The sequence below is a fragment of the Clostridium tunisiense TJ genome, assembly GCF_000300195.1.
GTDB lineage: Bacteria > Bacillota > Clostridia > Clostridiales > Clostridiaceae > Clostridium_J > Clostridium_J tunisiense.
Map to the genome: position 1 here is coordinate 1 of NZ_AMQH01000026.1, position 15144 is coordinate 15144.

The 15144-nt window shown below is 30.2% G+C and carries 15 protein-coding genes, 1 tRNA gene and 1 riboswitch; of the genes, 12 read left to right on the top strand and 4 right to left on the bottom strand.

The genetic code is table 11. From position 1 onward, the window contains the following. Nucleotides 1-4: 4 nt before the first annotated feature. From C661_RS0120460 to C661_RS0120470, 3 genes are all read left to right on the top strand, one after another. Nucleotides 5-80 (top strand) — tRNA-Lys (locus C661_RS0120460). Nucleotides 81-476: 396 nt separating this feature from the next. Beyond that, nucleotides 477-1169: a DNA/RNA nuclease SfsA gene (gene sfsA / locus C661_RS0120465; RefSeq protein WP_017417188.1), complete on the top strand. Its 693-nt coding sequence runs from the start codon at nucleotides 477-479 to the stop codon at nucleotides 1167-1169. 317 nt (nucleotides 1170-1486) lie between these two features. Further along, nucleotides 1487-2014: an NAD(+) diphosphatase gene (locus tag C661_RS0120470; protein WP_017417189.1), complete on the top strand. Its 528-nt coding sequence runs from the start codon at nucleotides 1487-1489 to the stop codon at nucleotides 2012-2014. 29 nt (nucleotides 2015-2043) lie between these two features. Here C661_RS0120470 and C661_RS0120475 read toward each other — a convergent pair whose 3' ends face one another. Continuing rightward, on the bottom strand, nucleotides 2044-2385 hold the full coding sequence (locus tag C661_RS0120475) for a hypothetical protein (protein ID WP_017417190.1): 342 nt from the start codon (nucleotides 2383-2385) through the stop codon (nucleotides 2044-2046). 2 nt (nucleotides 2386-2387) lie between these two features. Continuing rightward, complete coding sequence (locus C661_RS0120480; RefSeq protein ID WP_017417191.1) at nucleotides 2388-3632, bottom strand: DUF1576 domain-containing protein; 1245 nt, start codon at nucleotides 3630-3632, stop codon at nucleotides 2388-2390. Nucleotides 3633-3776: 144 nt separating this feature from the next. Here C661_RS0120480 and C661_RS0120485 point away from each other — a divergent pair, with 144 nt between their 5' ends. From C661_RS0120485 to C661_RS0120510, 6 genes are all read left to right on the top strand, one after another. Further along, entirely contained in the window at nucleotides 3777-4478 is a 702-nt protein-coding gene (locus tag C661_RS0120485; RefSeq protein WP_017417192.1) for a beta/alpha barrel domain-containing protein, read from the top strand. A gap of 202 nt (nucleotides 4479-4680) precedes the next feature. Continuing rightward, nucleotides 4681-4842: a hypothetical protein gene (locus tag C661_RS24100; protein ID WP_017417193.1), complete on the top strand. Its 162-nt coding sequence runs from the start codon at nucleotides 4681-4683 to the stop codon at nucleotides 4840-4842. A 265-nt stretch (nucleotides 4843-5107) separates the two neighbouring features. Further along, entirely contained in the window at nucleotides 5108-5293 is a 186-nt protein-coding gene (locus C661_RS0120495) for a hypothetical protein (RefSeq protein WP_017417194.1), read from the top strand. Nucleotides 5294-5458: 165 nt separating this feature from the next. After that, nucleotides 5459-6535 carry a pyridoxal-phosphate-dependent aminotransferase family protein gene (locus tag C661_RS0120500; RefSeq protein ID WP_017417195.1) on the top strand — a complete coding sequence of 359 codons (1077 nt, stop codon included), beginning with the start codon at nucleotides 5459-5461 and terminating at the stop codon, nucleotides 6533-6535. Nucleotides 6536-6737: 202 nt separating this feature from the next. Continuing rightward, a complete protein-coding gene (locus C661_RS0120505; RefSeq protein WP_017417196.1) occupies nucleotides 6738-7652 on the top strand; it encodes a D-2-hydroxyacid dehydrogenase in 915 nt (304 codons plus the stop codon). 138 nt (nucleotides 7653-7790) lie between these two features. Continuing rightward, on the top strand, nucleotides 7791-9035 hold the full coding sequence (locus tag C661_RS0120510) for a DUF1015 domain-containing protein (RefSeq protein WP_017417197.1): 1245 nt from the start codon (nucleotides 7791-7793) through the stop codon (nucleotides 9033-9035). Between the two features lie 70 nt (nucleotides 9036-9105). On the opposite strand, the gene C661_RS0120515 is transcribed toward C661_RS0120510, so the two are convergent. Further along, a complete protein-coding gene (locus C661_RS0120515; RefSeq protein ID WP_017417198.1) occupies nucleotides 9106-9618 on the bottom strand; it encodes a folate family ECF transporter S component in 513 nt (170 codons plus the stop codon). A 66-nt stretch (nucleotides 9619-9684) separates the two neighbouring features. Then, nucleotides 9685-9786, bottom strand: a riboswitch (THF riboswitch). A 245-nt stretch (nucleotides 9787-10031) separates the two neighbouring features. On the opposite strand from C661_RS0120515, the gene C661_RS0120520 reads away from it, so the two are divergent. Further along, on the top strand, nucleotides 10032-10826 hold the full coding sequence (locus tag C661_RS0120520) for a tRNA threonylcarbamoyladenosine dehydratase (RefSeq protein ID WP_017417199.1): 795 nt from the start codon (nucleotides 10032-10034) through the stop codon (nucleotides 10824-10826). 150 nt (nucleotides 10827-10976) lie between these two features. Here C661_RS0120520 and C661_RS0120525 read toward each other — a convergent pair whose 3' ends face one another. Further along, nucleotides 10977-12173 (bottom strand): class I SAM-dependent methyltransferase, encoded by a 1197-nt coding sequence (locus C661_RS0120525; protein ID WP_017417200.1) that lies wholly within the window; start codon nucleotides 12171-12173, stop codon nucleotides 10977-10979. A 204-nt stretch (nucleotides 12174-12377) separates the two neighbouring features. Here C661_RS0120525 and C661_RS0120530 point away from each other — a divergent pair, with 204 nt between their 5' ends. Next, the gene (locus C661_RS0120530) at nucleotides 12378-13547 is read left to right on the top strand and encodes an MFS transporter (RefSeq protein ID WP_017417201.1); all 1170 of its coding nucleotides are present in this window, start codon (nucleotides 12378-12380) and stop codon (nucleotides 13545-13547) included. A gap of 10 nt (nucleotides 13548-13557) precedes the next feature. Continuing rightward, a complete protein-coding gene (locus C661_RS0120535) occupies nucleotides 13558-14496 on the top strand; it encodes a GNAT family N-acetyltransferase (protein ID WP_017417202.1) in 939 nt (312 codons plus the stop codon). Nucleotides 14497-15144: the final 648 nt, after the last annotated feature.

Sequence of the window (15144 nt, forward strand, 5' to 3'; positions counted from 1 at the left end):
ATATGGTTCACTAGCTCAGTCGGTAGAGCACATGACTTTTAATCATGGTGTCCGGGGTTCGATCCCCCGGTGAGCCACCAAAAGCACTTCAATATGAAGTGCTTTTTTTATTATAAAAAATTTTTATTATGATAAGTTTTTAAAAAATGCCAAGTTTGATTTTTTATTAGTATGTGAGAAAATAGTAATGTAATAGAATTAAAATCTTAAAATAAAAATTACTAACATCTATTAATAATTAGTGGATAAAACTATATAAGTATAAACCATATGTGGATAAGTTTTAAACATATTATATTAAAGCAAATAATTTGAATTTTTTAATTGCTAGGATTTTGTTTAAAAAGAAAAACTATAAAGTACATTAAGTAGTTGAAATTTGCATTCTAGCAATTTTATATACTTAGGAATATATTAAAATTTGATAATGTTTGTTATATGTTGAAAAATAATAACTTAAGTCTGGAGCTGATAAAGTGATTTTTGATAAGAATACAAGAGTTGTAGAGTTTGTTAGAAGACCTAATAGGTTTCAAGGTTATGTAATTGTTGATGGAAAAGAAGAACTTGTGCATGTACCTAATACAGGAAGATGTAGAGAAATATTAATTCCTGGATGTAAAGTTATACTCAGGGAAGAGTTTGGAGAGCATAGAAAGACTAGGTTTAGTCTAATTGCAGGATATAAGGGGAAAAAACTAATTAATATAGATTCACAAGTTCCTAATAAAGTTGTAGAGGAAGCTTTAATTCTAGGTAACATACCGGAATTAAAGAGATATAATATAGTTTTGAGAGAAAAAACCTTTGGAAATAGTAGGTTTGACTTTAAGCTAGGAAATGAGGATGGGGAAGAGTATTACCTAGAAGTGAAGGGAGTTACTTTAGAAAATAATAAAAAAACTATGTTTCCAGATGCCCCAACAGAGAGAGGAAGAAAGCACCTTTTAGAGCTTGTAGAAGTAAAAAATAGTGGAAGAGGAGCAGGCGTTTTATTCTTAATTCAAATGGATAAAGTTGAAAGCTTTTCTCCACATGATGAAATGGATAGAGATTTTGGTGATGCCTTAAGATTTGCAAAGGATAATGGTGTAGATGTATTTGCATATGAATGTAAAGTTGGAGAAAACTTTATAACTCTATCTAATAAAGTAAATGTAGATTTATAGAATAAATAGTTTTAAGCTAAATAAAATAGCACTTTTAGTTAAGGGGGAGTATTAATAAATACTATAATTGATGAAATACCTATTTAAAAACAAAAATTATAATTGCTAAAACTTATGGTATCATAGTATTGTAACAACATGTAAAAATATTTCCTTAAAAAATTATTTCCTTGTAATAAAGGTCCAACCATATAAGGTAGGGCCTTTGTTTTGTATTTAAACACAAATTATATTTCTAAATATTGCATGTTTATATTGTAATATTTAATATATAATAAATTTGAATGATATATTACTAATGAAATGAGGAGATTTTTTTGAAGTTTAAATTTTGTCCGCTATGTGGAAGAAATTTAGTTGAAAGGTACAGTTGGGATGAAGGTGGAGTTCCTTATTGTGAATATGACGATATAATGTATTTTGATACTCCAAAACCTTGTGTAGTAGTGGCTGTATTAAAGGAAAATGAAATACTTCTTCTTAAACAAAGTTATATTTTTAAAAATTCAAAGGTTTTGGTATCAGGATATGTTACAGTTGGAGAAACTTTAGAAGAAACAGTATATAGAGAAGTGAAAGAGGAAACTGGAATACTAATTGATGATATTAAATATTTAGGAAGTCAGTGCATAAAGTCTAAGGAATTATTGATGATTGCATTTATGGCAAGATATGTAGGTGGAGAAATAGAAAAATCCTCTGAGGTGGAGTGGGTAGAATGGGGAAACATTGAAAATGCTCTATGTGAAATGACAGAGGATGAAATTGGGAAAAATATTGTGAAAAAAGTGTTAGAGAGTATAGAGTATAAAGGAAGTAAAGCATATTCTTGTGATATAAACTAGTTAATATAAGGGGCTGAACTTTCAGCCCCTTATATTAGTCTCTTTAAGTTAATTTTAAGATTGTTGTCGTTATAAGATATATCTACATTATCAGTCATCATACCTACTAGGGATAGCTCAGTATCTAAATCATCATTACCCGTGAGTTCCCAGTAGTATTCTTCAATATCAGATCTTCTTGGAATACTAAGTAAGTTTTTCATATTAAGCAGGGATTTCTCATCTAAGTTCTCAACTGTGCAAGAAAAATTAATATTTAAATTATCCTGCTCAACATAGTAATCTAAATGTATTTTTTCACAACCAATTTTAAGTAAGTAGTTCATAATTTCAGTTATAATTTTTAAATTTCTTTGACGTAAATGCCTCATCACTAAGATTCCTTTCTAAAAGCCGTTATTAGCGGTACTAGGATCATACATATTATACCACCTGAAAACCCATTATTATATAGTATAAGTCCACCATGTAGGTATCCAATATTCATTACTAGGCAAGTGTGAAGAAATCCTGCAAGTACACCAAAGTACCAACCAAAGCTTCCTGCTATTGGAGCCACCGTTGTACTAAATAGAATACTTAAAAGCATATTAGGAGAATTAACAGCCCAAATATTTAAGAAAGAGCAAAGTAAGGCGCCTACCATAATAGGTGCTGCATTCTTAAAATGCTTGCCAAAAGCTCCAAACCCAGTTATAGTGAGTATGCCACCTAGGGTTGGTCCATTTAAATCACCATTGACTAATAACACTACTAGTGTAGAAAATATACCTAATATGCCCATATTAATTAGTGTTATCCCTTTACCAAAAATTATGTAGTAGTCACTAATTAATCTACCGGATGTGTTGTATAACTTAAATAGATTTTTGAAACTTTTGTCATTTAAGAAATAACCAATTATAATTAATATTAGAAATAGGGATAGAAATAATATTGAAAAAAAAGTATTATTCCCTGTAGACCAAATTAACCTTGTACCAAAATTAATTCCAAAGGCTCTAAGAACGGACATTAATAAAGTTCCTAATAAACCAGCGGCAAGACCAATGTTATAAAGATTATAACCCTGATGTAATTTTAATGTGTAAGATGCCATGGGAGCCAGTAAAAAGCCTATAAATACTGTTACAAGTAGACCACCAACTACAGAAATAAAAAGGGGAATTGAATCAGTTACAATTAGTTGAGTTACTGTAGGTGATAAGGTAGTTCCGAATAATGATATTATAATGTAATTGGAAAAGGGTTCCTTTTGATATTTAGAGTAGAGCCATATACCAAAGATTATAGGCCATATATTTAAAATGTTTTTACCAAACAGTGAAAATCCAGCTACGGTAAATAAAGCAGCTGTAATAGGACCCGAAGGATTGACCTTTAAAAATGTTAATATAAAGATGTAAACTAGTAAGACAAGAGCGGAATTAATAAGTGTTGCACCAATACCACCAAGTTTTATATAGTCAGTTATAAGTATATCAGAGTTTAATACAATGGTTTTTAAGCCGTGGAGTATATCAGGTACAGTATCAATAGATAAACCTAATATAACTAGTAAAATGCTATAACAAGTAATTAAAAGATATGGCAGGGGAAGTTTTAAAATTTTGTTCATAATAGCCTCCTCGCGTAAAAGTTCTGTGTTTATATTGTTATATACTAGGTACTAATATATAATTATTAATAAATTTATAATAATATTATAATAATAAATGTGTTATTAAACTATAATTATTTTAATTTTAAGGGAGAAATTTTTATGAGAAAGCATATACCTGAATTTAAAGGATTACTAAGAAGCCATATGATAGAACTTCCTACAGCAATAAGAGATGCCAGTGGGATTATGATTTTTGGAAAAAGATTAAAGTCTTTTGTTTTCACAACAGATGTAGCTATTATAAGAAACACAAATGCGGATGCTGTTATAGCAGTTTATCCCTTTACACCTCAACCAATCATTACAGAGGCACTTATATTAGCTTCTGATGTACCTTTATTTTGTGGGGTCGGTGGAGCTATAACTACTGGGAAGAGAGTTATTAACTTAGCTCTAGATGCAGAGTTTAAAGGTGCCATGGGTGTAGTTGTAAATTCGTCCACTCCAAATGATGTTATAAGTCAGATGAGAGAAACTATTGATATACCTATAATAGTCACTGTAGTTTCTGAGTTTGAGGATATTGAAGCTAGAATAAGCTCTGGGGCAACAATACTAAATGTTTCGGGATCTAAAAGAACTCCTGAAATAGTAAGAAAGATTCGTGAAAAACATCCAGAGTTTCCAATATTAGCAACTGGGGGACCTACAGAGGAAACAATAAGGGCTACAGTAGAAGCTGGTGCCAATGCTATCACCTATACACCTCAAAACACAGGCGAGATATTAAATGAAATAATGATAGGTCACAGAAAAAAATATGCACAGATAAATGACAGTTTTGAGGAGCAAAACGATTAGTTCAGTTCACAGATAAATGATAGTTTTGAGGAGCAAAACGATTAGTTCAGTTCACAGATAAATGATAGTTTTCAGAGCAAAATAATTAGTTTATTTCAAAGGAAAGTAGTTAAATTCCTTTACTGAAAAAGTAGTTCATGTTTAGAATATGAAAATCATTGATTAGTTAATGGTAGTTAAAATAATTAAGAAAGGAGATATTATGGCTATAGTAGTATATAATTGCCAAAAGTGCCCGGAAGGTACTTCTGGAAAATGTGATGGTAAAACAGAAAATTGTATGTGTAAAAGATGCCCTAGAAATTTAGGACAATGCTTAATAATAAAATACTGCAGAGAAACAGAGTCAGTATTGGACTTTTAGTATAAAATACGTATTTGTTTATGTATTTACAAATATTTAATAATTGTTGAAAATAATCTTCTTCTAATAGTTGAATATTTTTTTCGTTTATATAAAACAATAGATATAAGATAGAAGTTATAAAATAACATTTATGAGTTTTAGAAATAATTTCAGGTTTAAGTATAAATCTTACTACTATAAAAGAAAATAAACATAGGTAAGGATTAATCTAAAGGTTTCTTAAAGGTTTACAAAACTTTAAGATGTTTATAGGAGGATTTATATGGTATCTAGCGAAATAAAGATGAGAGTAGCACAAAATTGTCCGGGATATAATAATAGAAATTACTTTTCAATGATGAGTATGTTGGAATCTAGTGAAAGTTGTAATACCTGTACGAATTATGTTAGAGGTAAGTGCGTAAAAGACTTATTTGATGAAGTATCTGGAAAAATAAGATTAAATTAATAAAATTCAATTAAAATATTTATTCAAGGTTAGTTAATATTTACAAATTTTTGAGTTGTTTAACTTGAGAATTTAATACATAAATGTTAAAATGATAATGGTTTTGGACTTCAAGACTAAAAAATAAAAATATTGGAATATCCAAAGAAACTTGGAGGGTGAATTATGCATAAAAAATTATTTATACCAGGACCAGTAGATGTGGCTCCAGACGTTCTTGAAAAAATGGCTACACCACAAATTGGACACAGAGGTAAAGAAGCTTCTAGAATTCAAAGACAAATAAGTGACTACATGAGAGTTATATTCAATACTAAAGAAGAGATATTACTTTCAACTACTTCTGGAAGTGGATTAATGGAAGGTGCTGTTCGTTCATGTACAGCTAAGAGAGCTGCAATATTTGCAGTAGGAGCTTTTGGTAAGAGATGGTACGAGATGGCTGTTGCTAACAATGTGCCAGCAGACTTATTTGAAGTTGAATGGGGTTTACCAACAACTCCAGAGCAAGTAGAAGAAGTATTATCAACTGGAAAATACGACTTAATAACAGTTACTCACAATGAAACTTCATCTGGATTAATGAATCCACTTGATGAAATTGCTCAAGTGGTTAAAAAGTATCCTGATGTAGTATTCTGTTTAGATACAGTAAGTTCAGCAGCAGGTACTGAACTTAAAGTTGATGAGTGGGGAGTAGACATTTGTATAACTTCAACTCAAAAAGCTATAGGACTTCCAGCTGGAATGTCTATGTGTTCTTTCTCTAAAAAAGCAATAGAGAGAGCTAAACAAGTTCCATACAGAGGAATATACCTAGATCTTTTAGGATTATATGAGTACATCCAAAAGAAAGATTACCAATATCCTTCAACTCCTTCATTAGCTCATATGTTTGCTCTAGAGTATCAACTAGACAAGATCATAAACAAAGAAGGATTAGAAAACAGATTTGCTAGACATATAGCTGGTGGAGAAGTAGTTAGAGCTTGGGCTAGAAAATACTTCGAAATTTTACCAGAAGAAAAATATATGTCAAATACATTAACTAACATAAAAAATACTAGAAACATAGATGTAGCTGCTCTTAACAAAGCTTTAGGAGAAAGAGGCTATCAAATTTCTAATGGTTATGGAAAGTTAAAAGACAAGACTTTCAGAATAGCTCATATGGCTGAAAGAACTGTTGAAGAAATAGAAGAATTATTAAAAGTAATCAATGAAATATTAGGACTTGAATAATTACTGGTAACATGAGGTTAGGAAGGGGAAAACCCCTTCTTAACTTAAGTTTTAATAATTCCTGTTGTAATATAATCATTTGAATACTTTTCTTTTTATGAGAAATTTTAAAGTTTAGTATAAAAGTTATAGAACAAAAATGAATCTATGATTTGTTAACCTTATAGGAAAACAATTACATTGTATAAGTGGGAGGATTACCATGATAAGAATATTAGTTACTGATGGAATGGAAGCTAGTGGAGTGCAAACTCTTAAAGAAAAAGGATTTGAAGTTGTAGAAAAATTCTATGAGCCAGAAGATTTAGGATTAGCATTACAAGAGTTTGATGTTGTAGTTGTAAGAAGTGCAACAAAAATCAGACAACCAATAATAGATAAAGCAGCTGAAGCTGGAAGATTAAAGTTAGTTATCCGTGGTGGAGTTGGAGTAGATAACATAGATGTAGCTTATGCTATGGAAAATGGAATTAAAGTTATGAATACTCCAAATGCAAGTAGTGCATCAGTTGCAGAACTAGCATTAGCTCATATGTTTGCAGTAGCAAGATTTATAAACATCTCTAATGTATCAATGAGAGATGGAAAATGGGATAAGAAAAAATATGAAGGAACTGAAATCGGAGGAAAAACTCTTGGTTTAGTTGGCTTTGGAAGAATTTCTAGAGAACTTGCAAAAAGAGGTAAGGCGCTAGGAATGAAAGTTATATACACTGATATAATGGGTAAAATGGAAGGCCAAGATGAGTATGAATTCTGCTCTTTAGAAGAATTACTACCACAAGCTGACTATGTATCATTACACATTCCATTTATAAAAGAGCAAGGTGCTACTATTGGTAAAGCTCAATTTGAAATGATGAAGGATGGAGCTATATTAATAAACTGTGCTAGAGGCGGAGTTGTTGATGAGGCTGCTTTAATAGAAGCTTTAAACAGCGGTAAATTAGCAGGAGCTGGAGTTGACGTATTCGTAGAAGAGCCAACTAAAAACACTGAGCTTGTTAACCATCCAAAAGTATCTGTAACACCTCATATTGGAGCTGCTACAGTTGAAGCACAAACAAGAATAGGTGAAGAGATAGTTAGTATCATTGTAGACTTTTTCAATAAGTAGAATTAAACTGTATTGAAATAAATTAAACCATTAATATTAACAATTATTAATATTAATGGTTTTAAATAAATAATAAACTTGGTTTATAAGTTTTTATTATTATGTAAATAAAACAAATAAATTTTAGGAGGAACAACCATGGCAGTAGTAAGACCATTTAAAGGCATAAGACCAACAAAAGAGTTAGTAGATAAAGTTGCTGCTCTTCCTTATGATGTTATGAACACTCAAGAAGCAAGAGAGATGGTAAAAGGAAATCCATATTCTTTTTTACATGTTGACAAACCACAAATTGATTTAGATCCAAGCATAAACCAATATGATAAATTAGTGTATGAAACAGGTAGAAAAACTCTTGATAAGATGAGAGAAGAAGGAACATACATACAAGATAGCGAACCAAAAATGTACGTTTACAGACAAGTTATGGATGGAAGAGTACAAACAGGTATAGTTGGATGTACTTCAATAGATGAATACATGAACAACATAATTAAAAAACATGAGCATACTAGAGCTGAAAAAGAGCAAGACAGAATTAACCACGTTGATTACTGTAATGCAAATACAGGTCCAATATTCTTAACTTACAAAAATGTTGGAGAGATAGATACAATAGTTGCTAAATGGACTGAAAAAGAGCCAGAATACAACTTCGTATCTGAAGATGGAATATCTCACATCGTTTGGGTAATAGATTGTAAAGAAACTGTAGAGAGACTAGAAGAGTTATTTAAAGGAGTTCAATATCTTTATATTGCTGATGGTCACCACAGAGCAGCTTCAGCTGTTAAAGTTGGTAAAATGAGAAGAGAGCAAAACCCAGGATACACTGGCGAGGAAGAGTTTAACTTCTTCTTATCAGTTATTTTCCCAGCTGATGATTTATATGTAATGGACTATAACAGAGTAGTTCAAGACTTAAATGGAAACTCTTCAGAAGAGTTTATGAATAAAATTGCTGATAAGTTTACTGTAGAAGAGTACAAAGGTGCAGGACAATACAAGCCAGAAGCTAAAGGAAACTTTGGTATGTACTTAGATGGAAAATGGTATAAGCTTACTGCTAACGAAGGAACTTATGATCCAAAAGATCCAGTTAAGAGCTTAGACGTTTCTATACTTCAAGAAAATCTTTTAAGACCAATACTTGCTATTGAAGATCCAAGAACTTCTGATAGAATAGACTTTATAGGTGGAATTAGAGGACTTGGAGAGCTTGAAAGAAGAGTAAAAGAAGGTATGAAAGTCGCTTTCTCAATGTATCCAACAAGCATAGTTGAGCTTATGAACATTGCTGATGCAGGAGAAGTTATGCCTCCAAAATCAACTTGGTTCGAGCCAAAATTAAGAAGTGGAATATTCGTTCACGAATTAAGCTAACTATAAATAAAAAGGTAATCTATAAACTATTTAGTTTGTAGATTACCTTTATTTTTATTGTTAAAGTTTATTAATTATTGTTTGGAATTAAATTTCTTACATGAAAAGCGATATATTTCCAAACTATATGTATTAGAATAACTTGTATTGGAAACATAATTAAGCTCTTTATAAACCTAGGGCCTATAAGCGCAAAGACTGCTTTGCCAGTAATCATGGAAAGCCATAAGGTGTTAAGACCTAAGTCTACAAATACGGTTATCATTAACACAGCAATAGCTACACGAAGGATTGAATTATTTTTTTTGTGAAGCATAAATCCATAGATTAGACCTGATAGTAAGGCACTAACGGTGAACCCAGGAAAGTATGCACTTTGAGGGAAAATTATCATTCCAAGAATGTCAGCCACTCCTGCAGCTATACTACCTAGGACTGGACCTAAAGTAATGGAACATAGTGATGTTGCCACAAAGGCAAACCCAATTCTAAGTATAGGTGTCTGGATTGATAAAAACCTTGTGAGGATTATCTCCAGTGCGATAAATAGGGACATGATTACTAAAGTACGTGTTGTTTTCATTTTAAATGAAATACCTCCTTTATCTATGTCAAATACGCCACATAAAGATAAAGAATTCTTTTCTGTGGCAGCGGAATGCGACAATTGTACCGCAAATCAAATTTGATTTTTCGTTCAGCGGCAACTTCCCGTCCGACTGACACTTAACGCACAATTATCTACTCTGCCAATTTTTTGTATTTGCAATTTAATTATAATTATTTATTTGTTAGATTACAACAGAATATTTAAAAAATACTTAATAAATAGTTAGGACTATAGTTGATAATAATATTATTATAAATATCACTTGATTAAATTCAAGTTTTAGTATTAAATATACATGTTATGAATTTAGAATTAATTTAATTTTATCAAAAGGACATTAAATGTAGTTATATGTCCCTTTATTGTATAAAGGAGTGAACAGAAAAATGGCTCAACATGCGTTTTCAAGATCAGAACTTTTAATAGGAAAAGATTCTCTAGAGGTATTAAAGAATAGTAAAGTAGTAGTATTTGGAATAGGTGGGGTTGGAAGTTTTACAGTAGAAGCACTAGCAAGAGGAGCTGTTGGAAAGTTAGTTTTAATAGATGATGATGCAATATGCTTAACTAATATTAATAGACAAATACATGCAACAGTAAAGACCTTAGGAAAAAGTAAAGTTGAAGTAATGAAAGAAAGAGTCCTAAGCATAAATCCAAAGTGTGAAGTGACAACTCATGAAGTCTTTGTTACAAAGGACAACATAGGAGATATTATAACAGAGGATACTGATTATGTTGTTGATGCAATAGATACCGTATCTTCAAAGATTGCTCTAATCGAATATTGTAAAGAGAGAAATATTCAAATTATTAGCTGTATGGGTACAGGTAATAAGCTAGATCCAACTATGTTTAGAATTCAAGATATATATAATACTAAAGTTTGTCCTCTAGCAAAAGTAATGAGATATGAGCTAAGAAAAAGAGGAATTAAAGAGTGCAAGGTGCTTTATTCAGAAGAAATGCCAACAAAACCAAAACAAGATGAAGTAGTAACTTGCAAAACAGGATGTGTTTGTACTGGTGGTTCAAAAAAATGTGCTATAAAACGTCAAATACCTGCAAGTAATTCCTTTGTTCCTCCAGTAGCTGGAATGATAATTGGGGGAGAAGTAATAAAAGACTTAATAAAAGAAAGCTTCCAAAAGGAAAGAGAAAAGAAAGTTATAAAATTATAAATATTATTATATAATTCATAGTTAATGATGAATAAGGACTTTGGAAGCAAATTTTGCTTCCACTGAAGTTAAACTTTAATAATTATAAGCTAAAAACCTAGTAAAAGTATTGCTTCTACTAGGTTTTTAATTAAATCTATTACATGTTTTTTACCATTCATTTAAAAAGCTATAAAGGGCAGGATATACATTGAGGTTTGCCATTAAGCTCATATATTCATCCATTGCCTTAGAATTTTCTTCTTTTCTTTTAATTGCCCTAATCATTAAATTTTTAGGGGTCTCCAGAGGAGAAATATATTCTACTACAGATACCTCATAACCTTTAGCTTCAAGCATTAAACTTCTCATTCCATCTGTTAATATATCAGCAAGCCTAGTCTTAAATACACCATGCTTAAGTATAGTCTTAAAAGGTTCATAAGAATACTGATTTAATAATTCTCTATGACAACAAGGAACAGCAATAATTACATCAGATTCAACTCTAATTCCAAGAGCTAAAGCCATATCTGTAGCAGTATCACAAGCATGAAGTGAAATAACTACATGGATCTTCTTATCAGGAACATAATTTTTTATATCTATGGCATGAAACTCCATATTCCTATATCCTAAATTGGAAGCCATAATTTTAGAGCTTTCAATAACACCCTCAGAATAATCTAAACCGATAAAATGGCACTTTCTTCTTTTAACTTCAGTTAAGTAATAATTAAGCACAAAGGATAAATAGGATTTTCCACAGCCACAATCTAAAATATTTATGGTCTTGTTTTTAGGAAGTTCATCTAAAATTCCTTCTAGCAGTTCTACATAGTGGTCTATTTGATTGTACTTTCTTATCTTATCATTTTTAATTTTACCATCTTTACTCATAATGCCAATTTCCTTAAGTAAGGAATCAGCTTTTCCAGTCTTTATATAATAATCTCTATTAAGGAGTGTAGATGTATTTGAATGAGAACTAAAGTCCTTCTTAGTTGAAGCAGGAGTGTCTGTATTTTCAACCTTATCTACATCAACATTTTTCATTGTCACATTTTTATTGTCAGCAGTTATTAAAATAACCTCACCTCTCTCACTATAGGTTAGTGAAAGAGATTCATAGCTCTCAGCTTCATCAACAATGTGCTCAAATAGTTCATTAATGGTGAGAGTTTTAGTTATACCCTTAAAATTATATTGAAGGGTGCTATCCTCAGTTAGTTGAGCAATACCCTTAAAGTTCTTAAGTCCAGAAACATAATTAACTGTTATATGATTGAAAATTGAATTGTTTTCTGAGAACCTATTTTCTAAACCCATAAAAAAAAGCTTTAATTTACTTATGTTATTTTTATTCATTTTACTTTATCACCTTTCTAAACCTGGAAGTTATAATATGGTTAGTATATCAAAAGAAAATAATTACTAAAAGTATTTCCAATAAAATTAGCATATATGCCGTATTAAAAGTAGTACCTAAAATAAGTACTAAACAGAATGAACTTATTCAATATTAATCAGGAAATATGATATAATAGCCTGGTATAAGATAGGGGGGATATAGTGAGGCAAAGCAAAGATAATTTATGGCTTATTATTTTTATGTTTTTAATAATGGGCTTTAATGCCATTGTAGACAATACAAAGGGAGTGTTAATACCAATTTTTAAAGAGGTTTTTACTGCTAGTAATACAGATATAGGGTTAATGCTTAGCATAGGGACATTTGCTTATATAATATTTACTTACATAGGAGGAATTTTGTGCGAAAAGATTGGTCAAAGAAAGGTGTTTCTTTTAGGCCTTATATTTATGACTATATCAATTTTTCTTATATCCACTGCGAAGACTTTTAACTCCCTGTTAATATATATGTTTATAATGAATGTAGGAAATGCTTTGATTAGCATAGGAATTAACACTCTTATTCCATTAGTATTCATATCTTTTCAGGCTATAATAATGAATCTAACACATTTTTGTTATGGGTTTGGTTCAACAGTTGGTCAACTTAGCATTGGTTATTTAGTAGATAACGGAGTAACTTGGAGAAGTATATATGTGGGTATAGCTATTTTATACATAGCTATAAGCATAGGATTTTGCTTTATTAAGGTTTCTGATGCTCATAAAGTACATGAAAACAAAAATCTAAATATTACTAAGGTGTTTAAAGAAAAGCTCTTATATTTTTATGGCTTAGGCCTTGGATTTTACGTATTTGCGGAAGTTGGAACTGCTAGTTGGCTTGTTAACTTTCTCCAAGAAAGCTATAACTATAGCTTTAGCAAAAGTTCCTTATATTTATCTGCATTTTTCTTCTTGTTCACAATAGGAAGACTAGTAGGGGGATTTATAGTAGAAAAAAAGGGATATCTAAAATCAATATTAGTATCATTAACTGTAGCACTTATTTTATTTGTTTCTGGCCTTTTAATTGGAGACTTGGCACTAGTACTAATATGTATTTCAGGGCTATTTTTTGCTATAACATTTCCAACTCTTACTATAACTATAAGAAAGGTTTTTGAAGAAAATGGAACCTATATAACAGGAGTAATTATTACCTTTTCTAGTTCAATAAATATGGTATTAAATTATATCATGGGAAGTTTAAGTGATATGATTGGTACTACAAAAGCATTTTATATGGTTCCTGTAAGCTTATTTATGTCTATGATTTTTGTATATTTAATTTATAGTAATACCAAAAATAAACTAACTTTAAGGTAGGTAGAGCATAATGGATAAAGGAAGACATGTTAGTATAGACTACATAGAAGAAAAAGAAGCTAATTATATAATAAGAGATTCTGTAGGTATTACTGTAGGAAGAGTATTTATTATAAGTTTAGATAAGGACAATAGAAATATTATATTAAGGCTTAAATTTTATAAAGATAATAAAGAACAAGGGAAACTTATAGAAGATGCATTAAAATTAATTTTAGAGGTTCTTATAAGGAAGAACAATATTCATAAAATTAATATTATATGTGATGAAAATATTACACTAAACCCTTTCACAAATTTAGGATTTACTCTTGAGGGGTTTCTTTCTGATAATGTTATTACAGCAGGTAATTATAGTAATACTTTATTATTTGGGATAACAGAAGAGGAATATAATAAGAATTTTATTACTAAGGATTTTATTTTGGAAGGAAAAAATATACGGATTAAGGTACTTACTCCTAATGATGCGGAAGAAATTTTAAATTATTATAAAAAAAATAGAAATTATCTTTCTAAGTTTGAGCCACATAGGGATGAGGATTTCTACAAAATAGAAACTCAGACTCAGTCCCTAACAGAGAACTATAAGCAATTTTTTAAAGATGAAGGTGCTCATTTTGGTATATATAAAGGAGATAAATTTATTGGGAGAATAAGATTGTATAATATAGTTTATGGAGTATTTAGAAATGGGTTTATAGGATATTCAATAGATGAAGCTTACCAAGGAAAAGGGTATATGAAAGAAGCAGTGAGTTTAGTTGTAGATTATGCTTTTCAATATTTAAATCTTCATAGAATTGAAGCTAGCACTCTTGTAGAAAATAAAAAGTCACAGGGCGTATTAAAAGGATGTGGGTTTTTAGAACTAGGGATAAGTGAAAGGTATTTATATATAAATGGAAAGTGGAGAGACCACGTTATTTTTTATAAAGTAAATGAGTAGAGCAAGGTTTAGTAAACTATATCAATTGTGCGTGAGTGTTGATATAGTTTTTTTACACTTTATAAAGTTAATCTTTCTAAGCGTATAAAATTTGGAGATGGCATTAAATAATAAAATAGATATATTTTTATAAGGAATTTAGAAATATATAAGTTGAAACAGTATTTCTACATTAGGTAATAAGTTAAAAGCAACTTGCATAAAAGAGAATGCAAAAGTAGGGTTATTATTAGTGTATTTTATTTATTGCAATATATATTAAAGATCTAATAACTATTTGGCAAACTCACACATATAAATTTTAAGGAAAAAATTATAAACAGAAAGGTTACCAAAGGTTTGTTTATAAGGAAATCATCTTATTTATCTTAGAGAATACTTAGTTTAGTTAACAAACATATCCTAGTGTGTCAATGTGTAAAATAGTAAGAAATTAAAAGGAATAAAGAGCATAGATGGGTTATTGTTAAATAATAGCTATAAATATAAAAATATAGGTTGATTTATTTGATAGAATACTACTTGTCGCTGAGATGTGGCGGCGCTACAGTGTAGCGAAAGTGGTCTTTGAAAATTAAACAGAGAAAAAGGTAAAACCAGTTAATTCCGAATCAGAAATGATTCTTAGTGAACGATAAGTTCACAAAA

Bases quoted from the DNA above. Each gene is read 5' to 3' on its own strand.
- C661_RS0120520 (WP_017417199.1), top strand. From the start codon at position 10,032: ATGGCTCAACATGCGTTTTCAAGATCAGAACTTTTAATAGGAAAAGAT.
- C661_RS0120500 (WP_017417195.1), top strand. From the start codon at position 5,459: ATGCATAAAAAATTATTTATACCAGGACCAGTAGATGTGGCTCCAGAC.
- C661_RS0120515 (WP_017417198.1), bottom strand. From the start codon at position 9,618: ATGAAAACAACACGTACTTTAGTAATCATGTCCCTATTTATCGCACTG.
- C661_RS0120485 (WP_017417192.1), top strand. From the start codon at position 3,777: ATGAGAAAGCATATACCTGAATTTAAAGGATTACTAAGAAGCCATATG.
- C661_RS0120510 (WP_017417197.1), top strand. From the start codon at position 7,791: ATGGCAGTAGTAAGACCATTTAAAGGCATAAGACCAACAAAAGAGTTA.
- C661_RS0120475 (WP_017417190.1), bottom strand. From the start codon at position 2,385: ATGAGGCATTTACGTCAAAGAAATTTAAAAATTATAACTGAAATTATG.
- C661_RS0120505 (WP_017417196.1), top strand. From the start codon at position 6,738: ATGATAAGAATATTAGTTACTGATGGAATGGAAGCTAGTGGAGTGCAA.
- C661_RS0120535 (WP_017417202.1), top strand. From the start codon at position 13,558: ATGGATAAAGGAAGACATGTTAGTATAGACTACATAGAAGAAAAAGAA.
- C661_RS0120480 (WP_017417191.1), bottom strand. From the start codon at position 3,632: ATGAACAAAATTTTAAAACTTCCCCTGCCATATCTTTTAATTACTTGT.
- C661_RS24100 (WP_017417193.1), top strand. From the start codon at position 4,681: ATGGCTATAGTAGTATATAATTGCCAAAAGTGCCCGGAAGGTACTTCT.
- C661_RS0120495 (WP_017417194.1), top strand. From the start codon at position 5,108: ATGGTATCTAGCGAAATAAAGATGAGAGTAGCACAAAATTGTCCGGGA.
- C661_RS0120525 (WP_017417200.1), bottom strand. From the start codon at position 12,173: ATGAATAAAAATAACATAAGTAAATTAAAGCTTTTTTTTATGGGTTTA.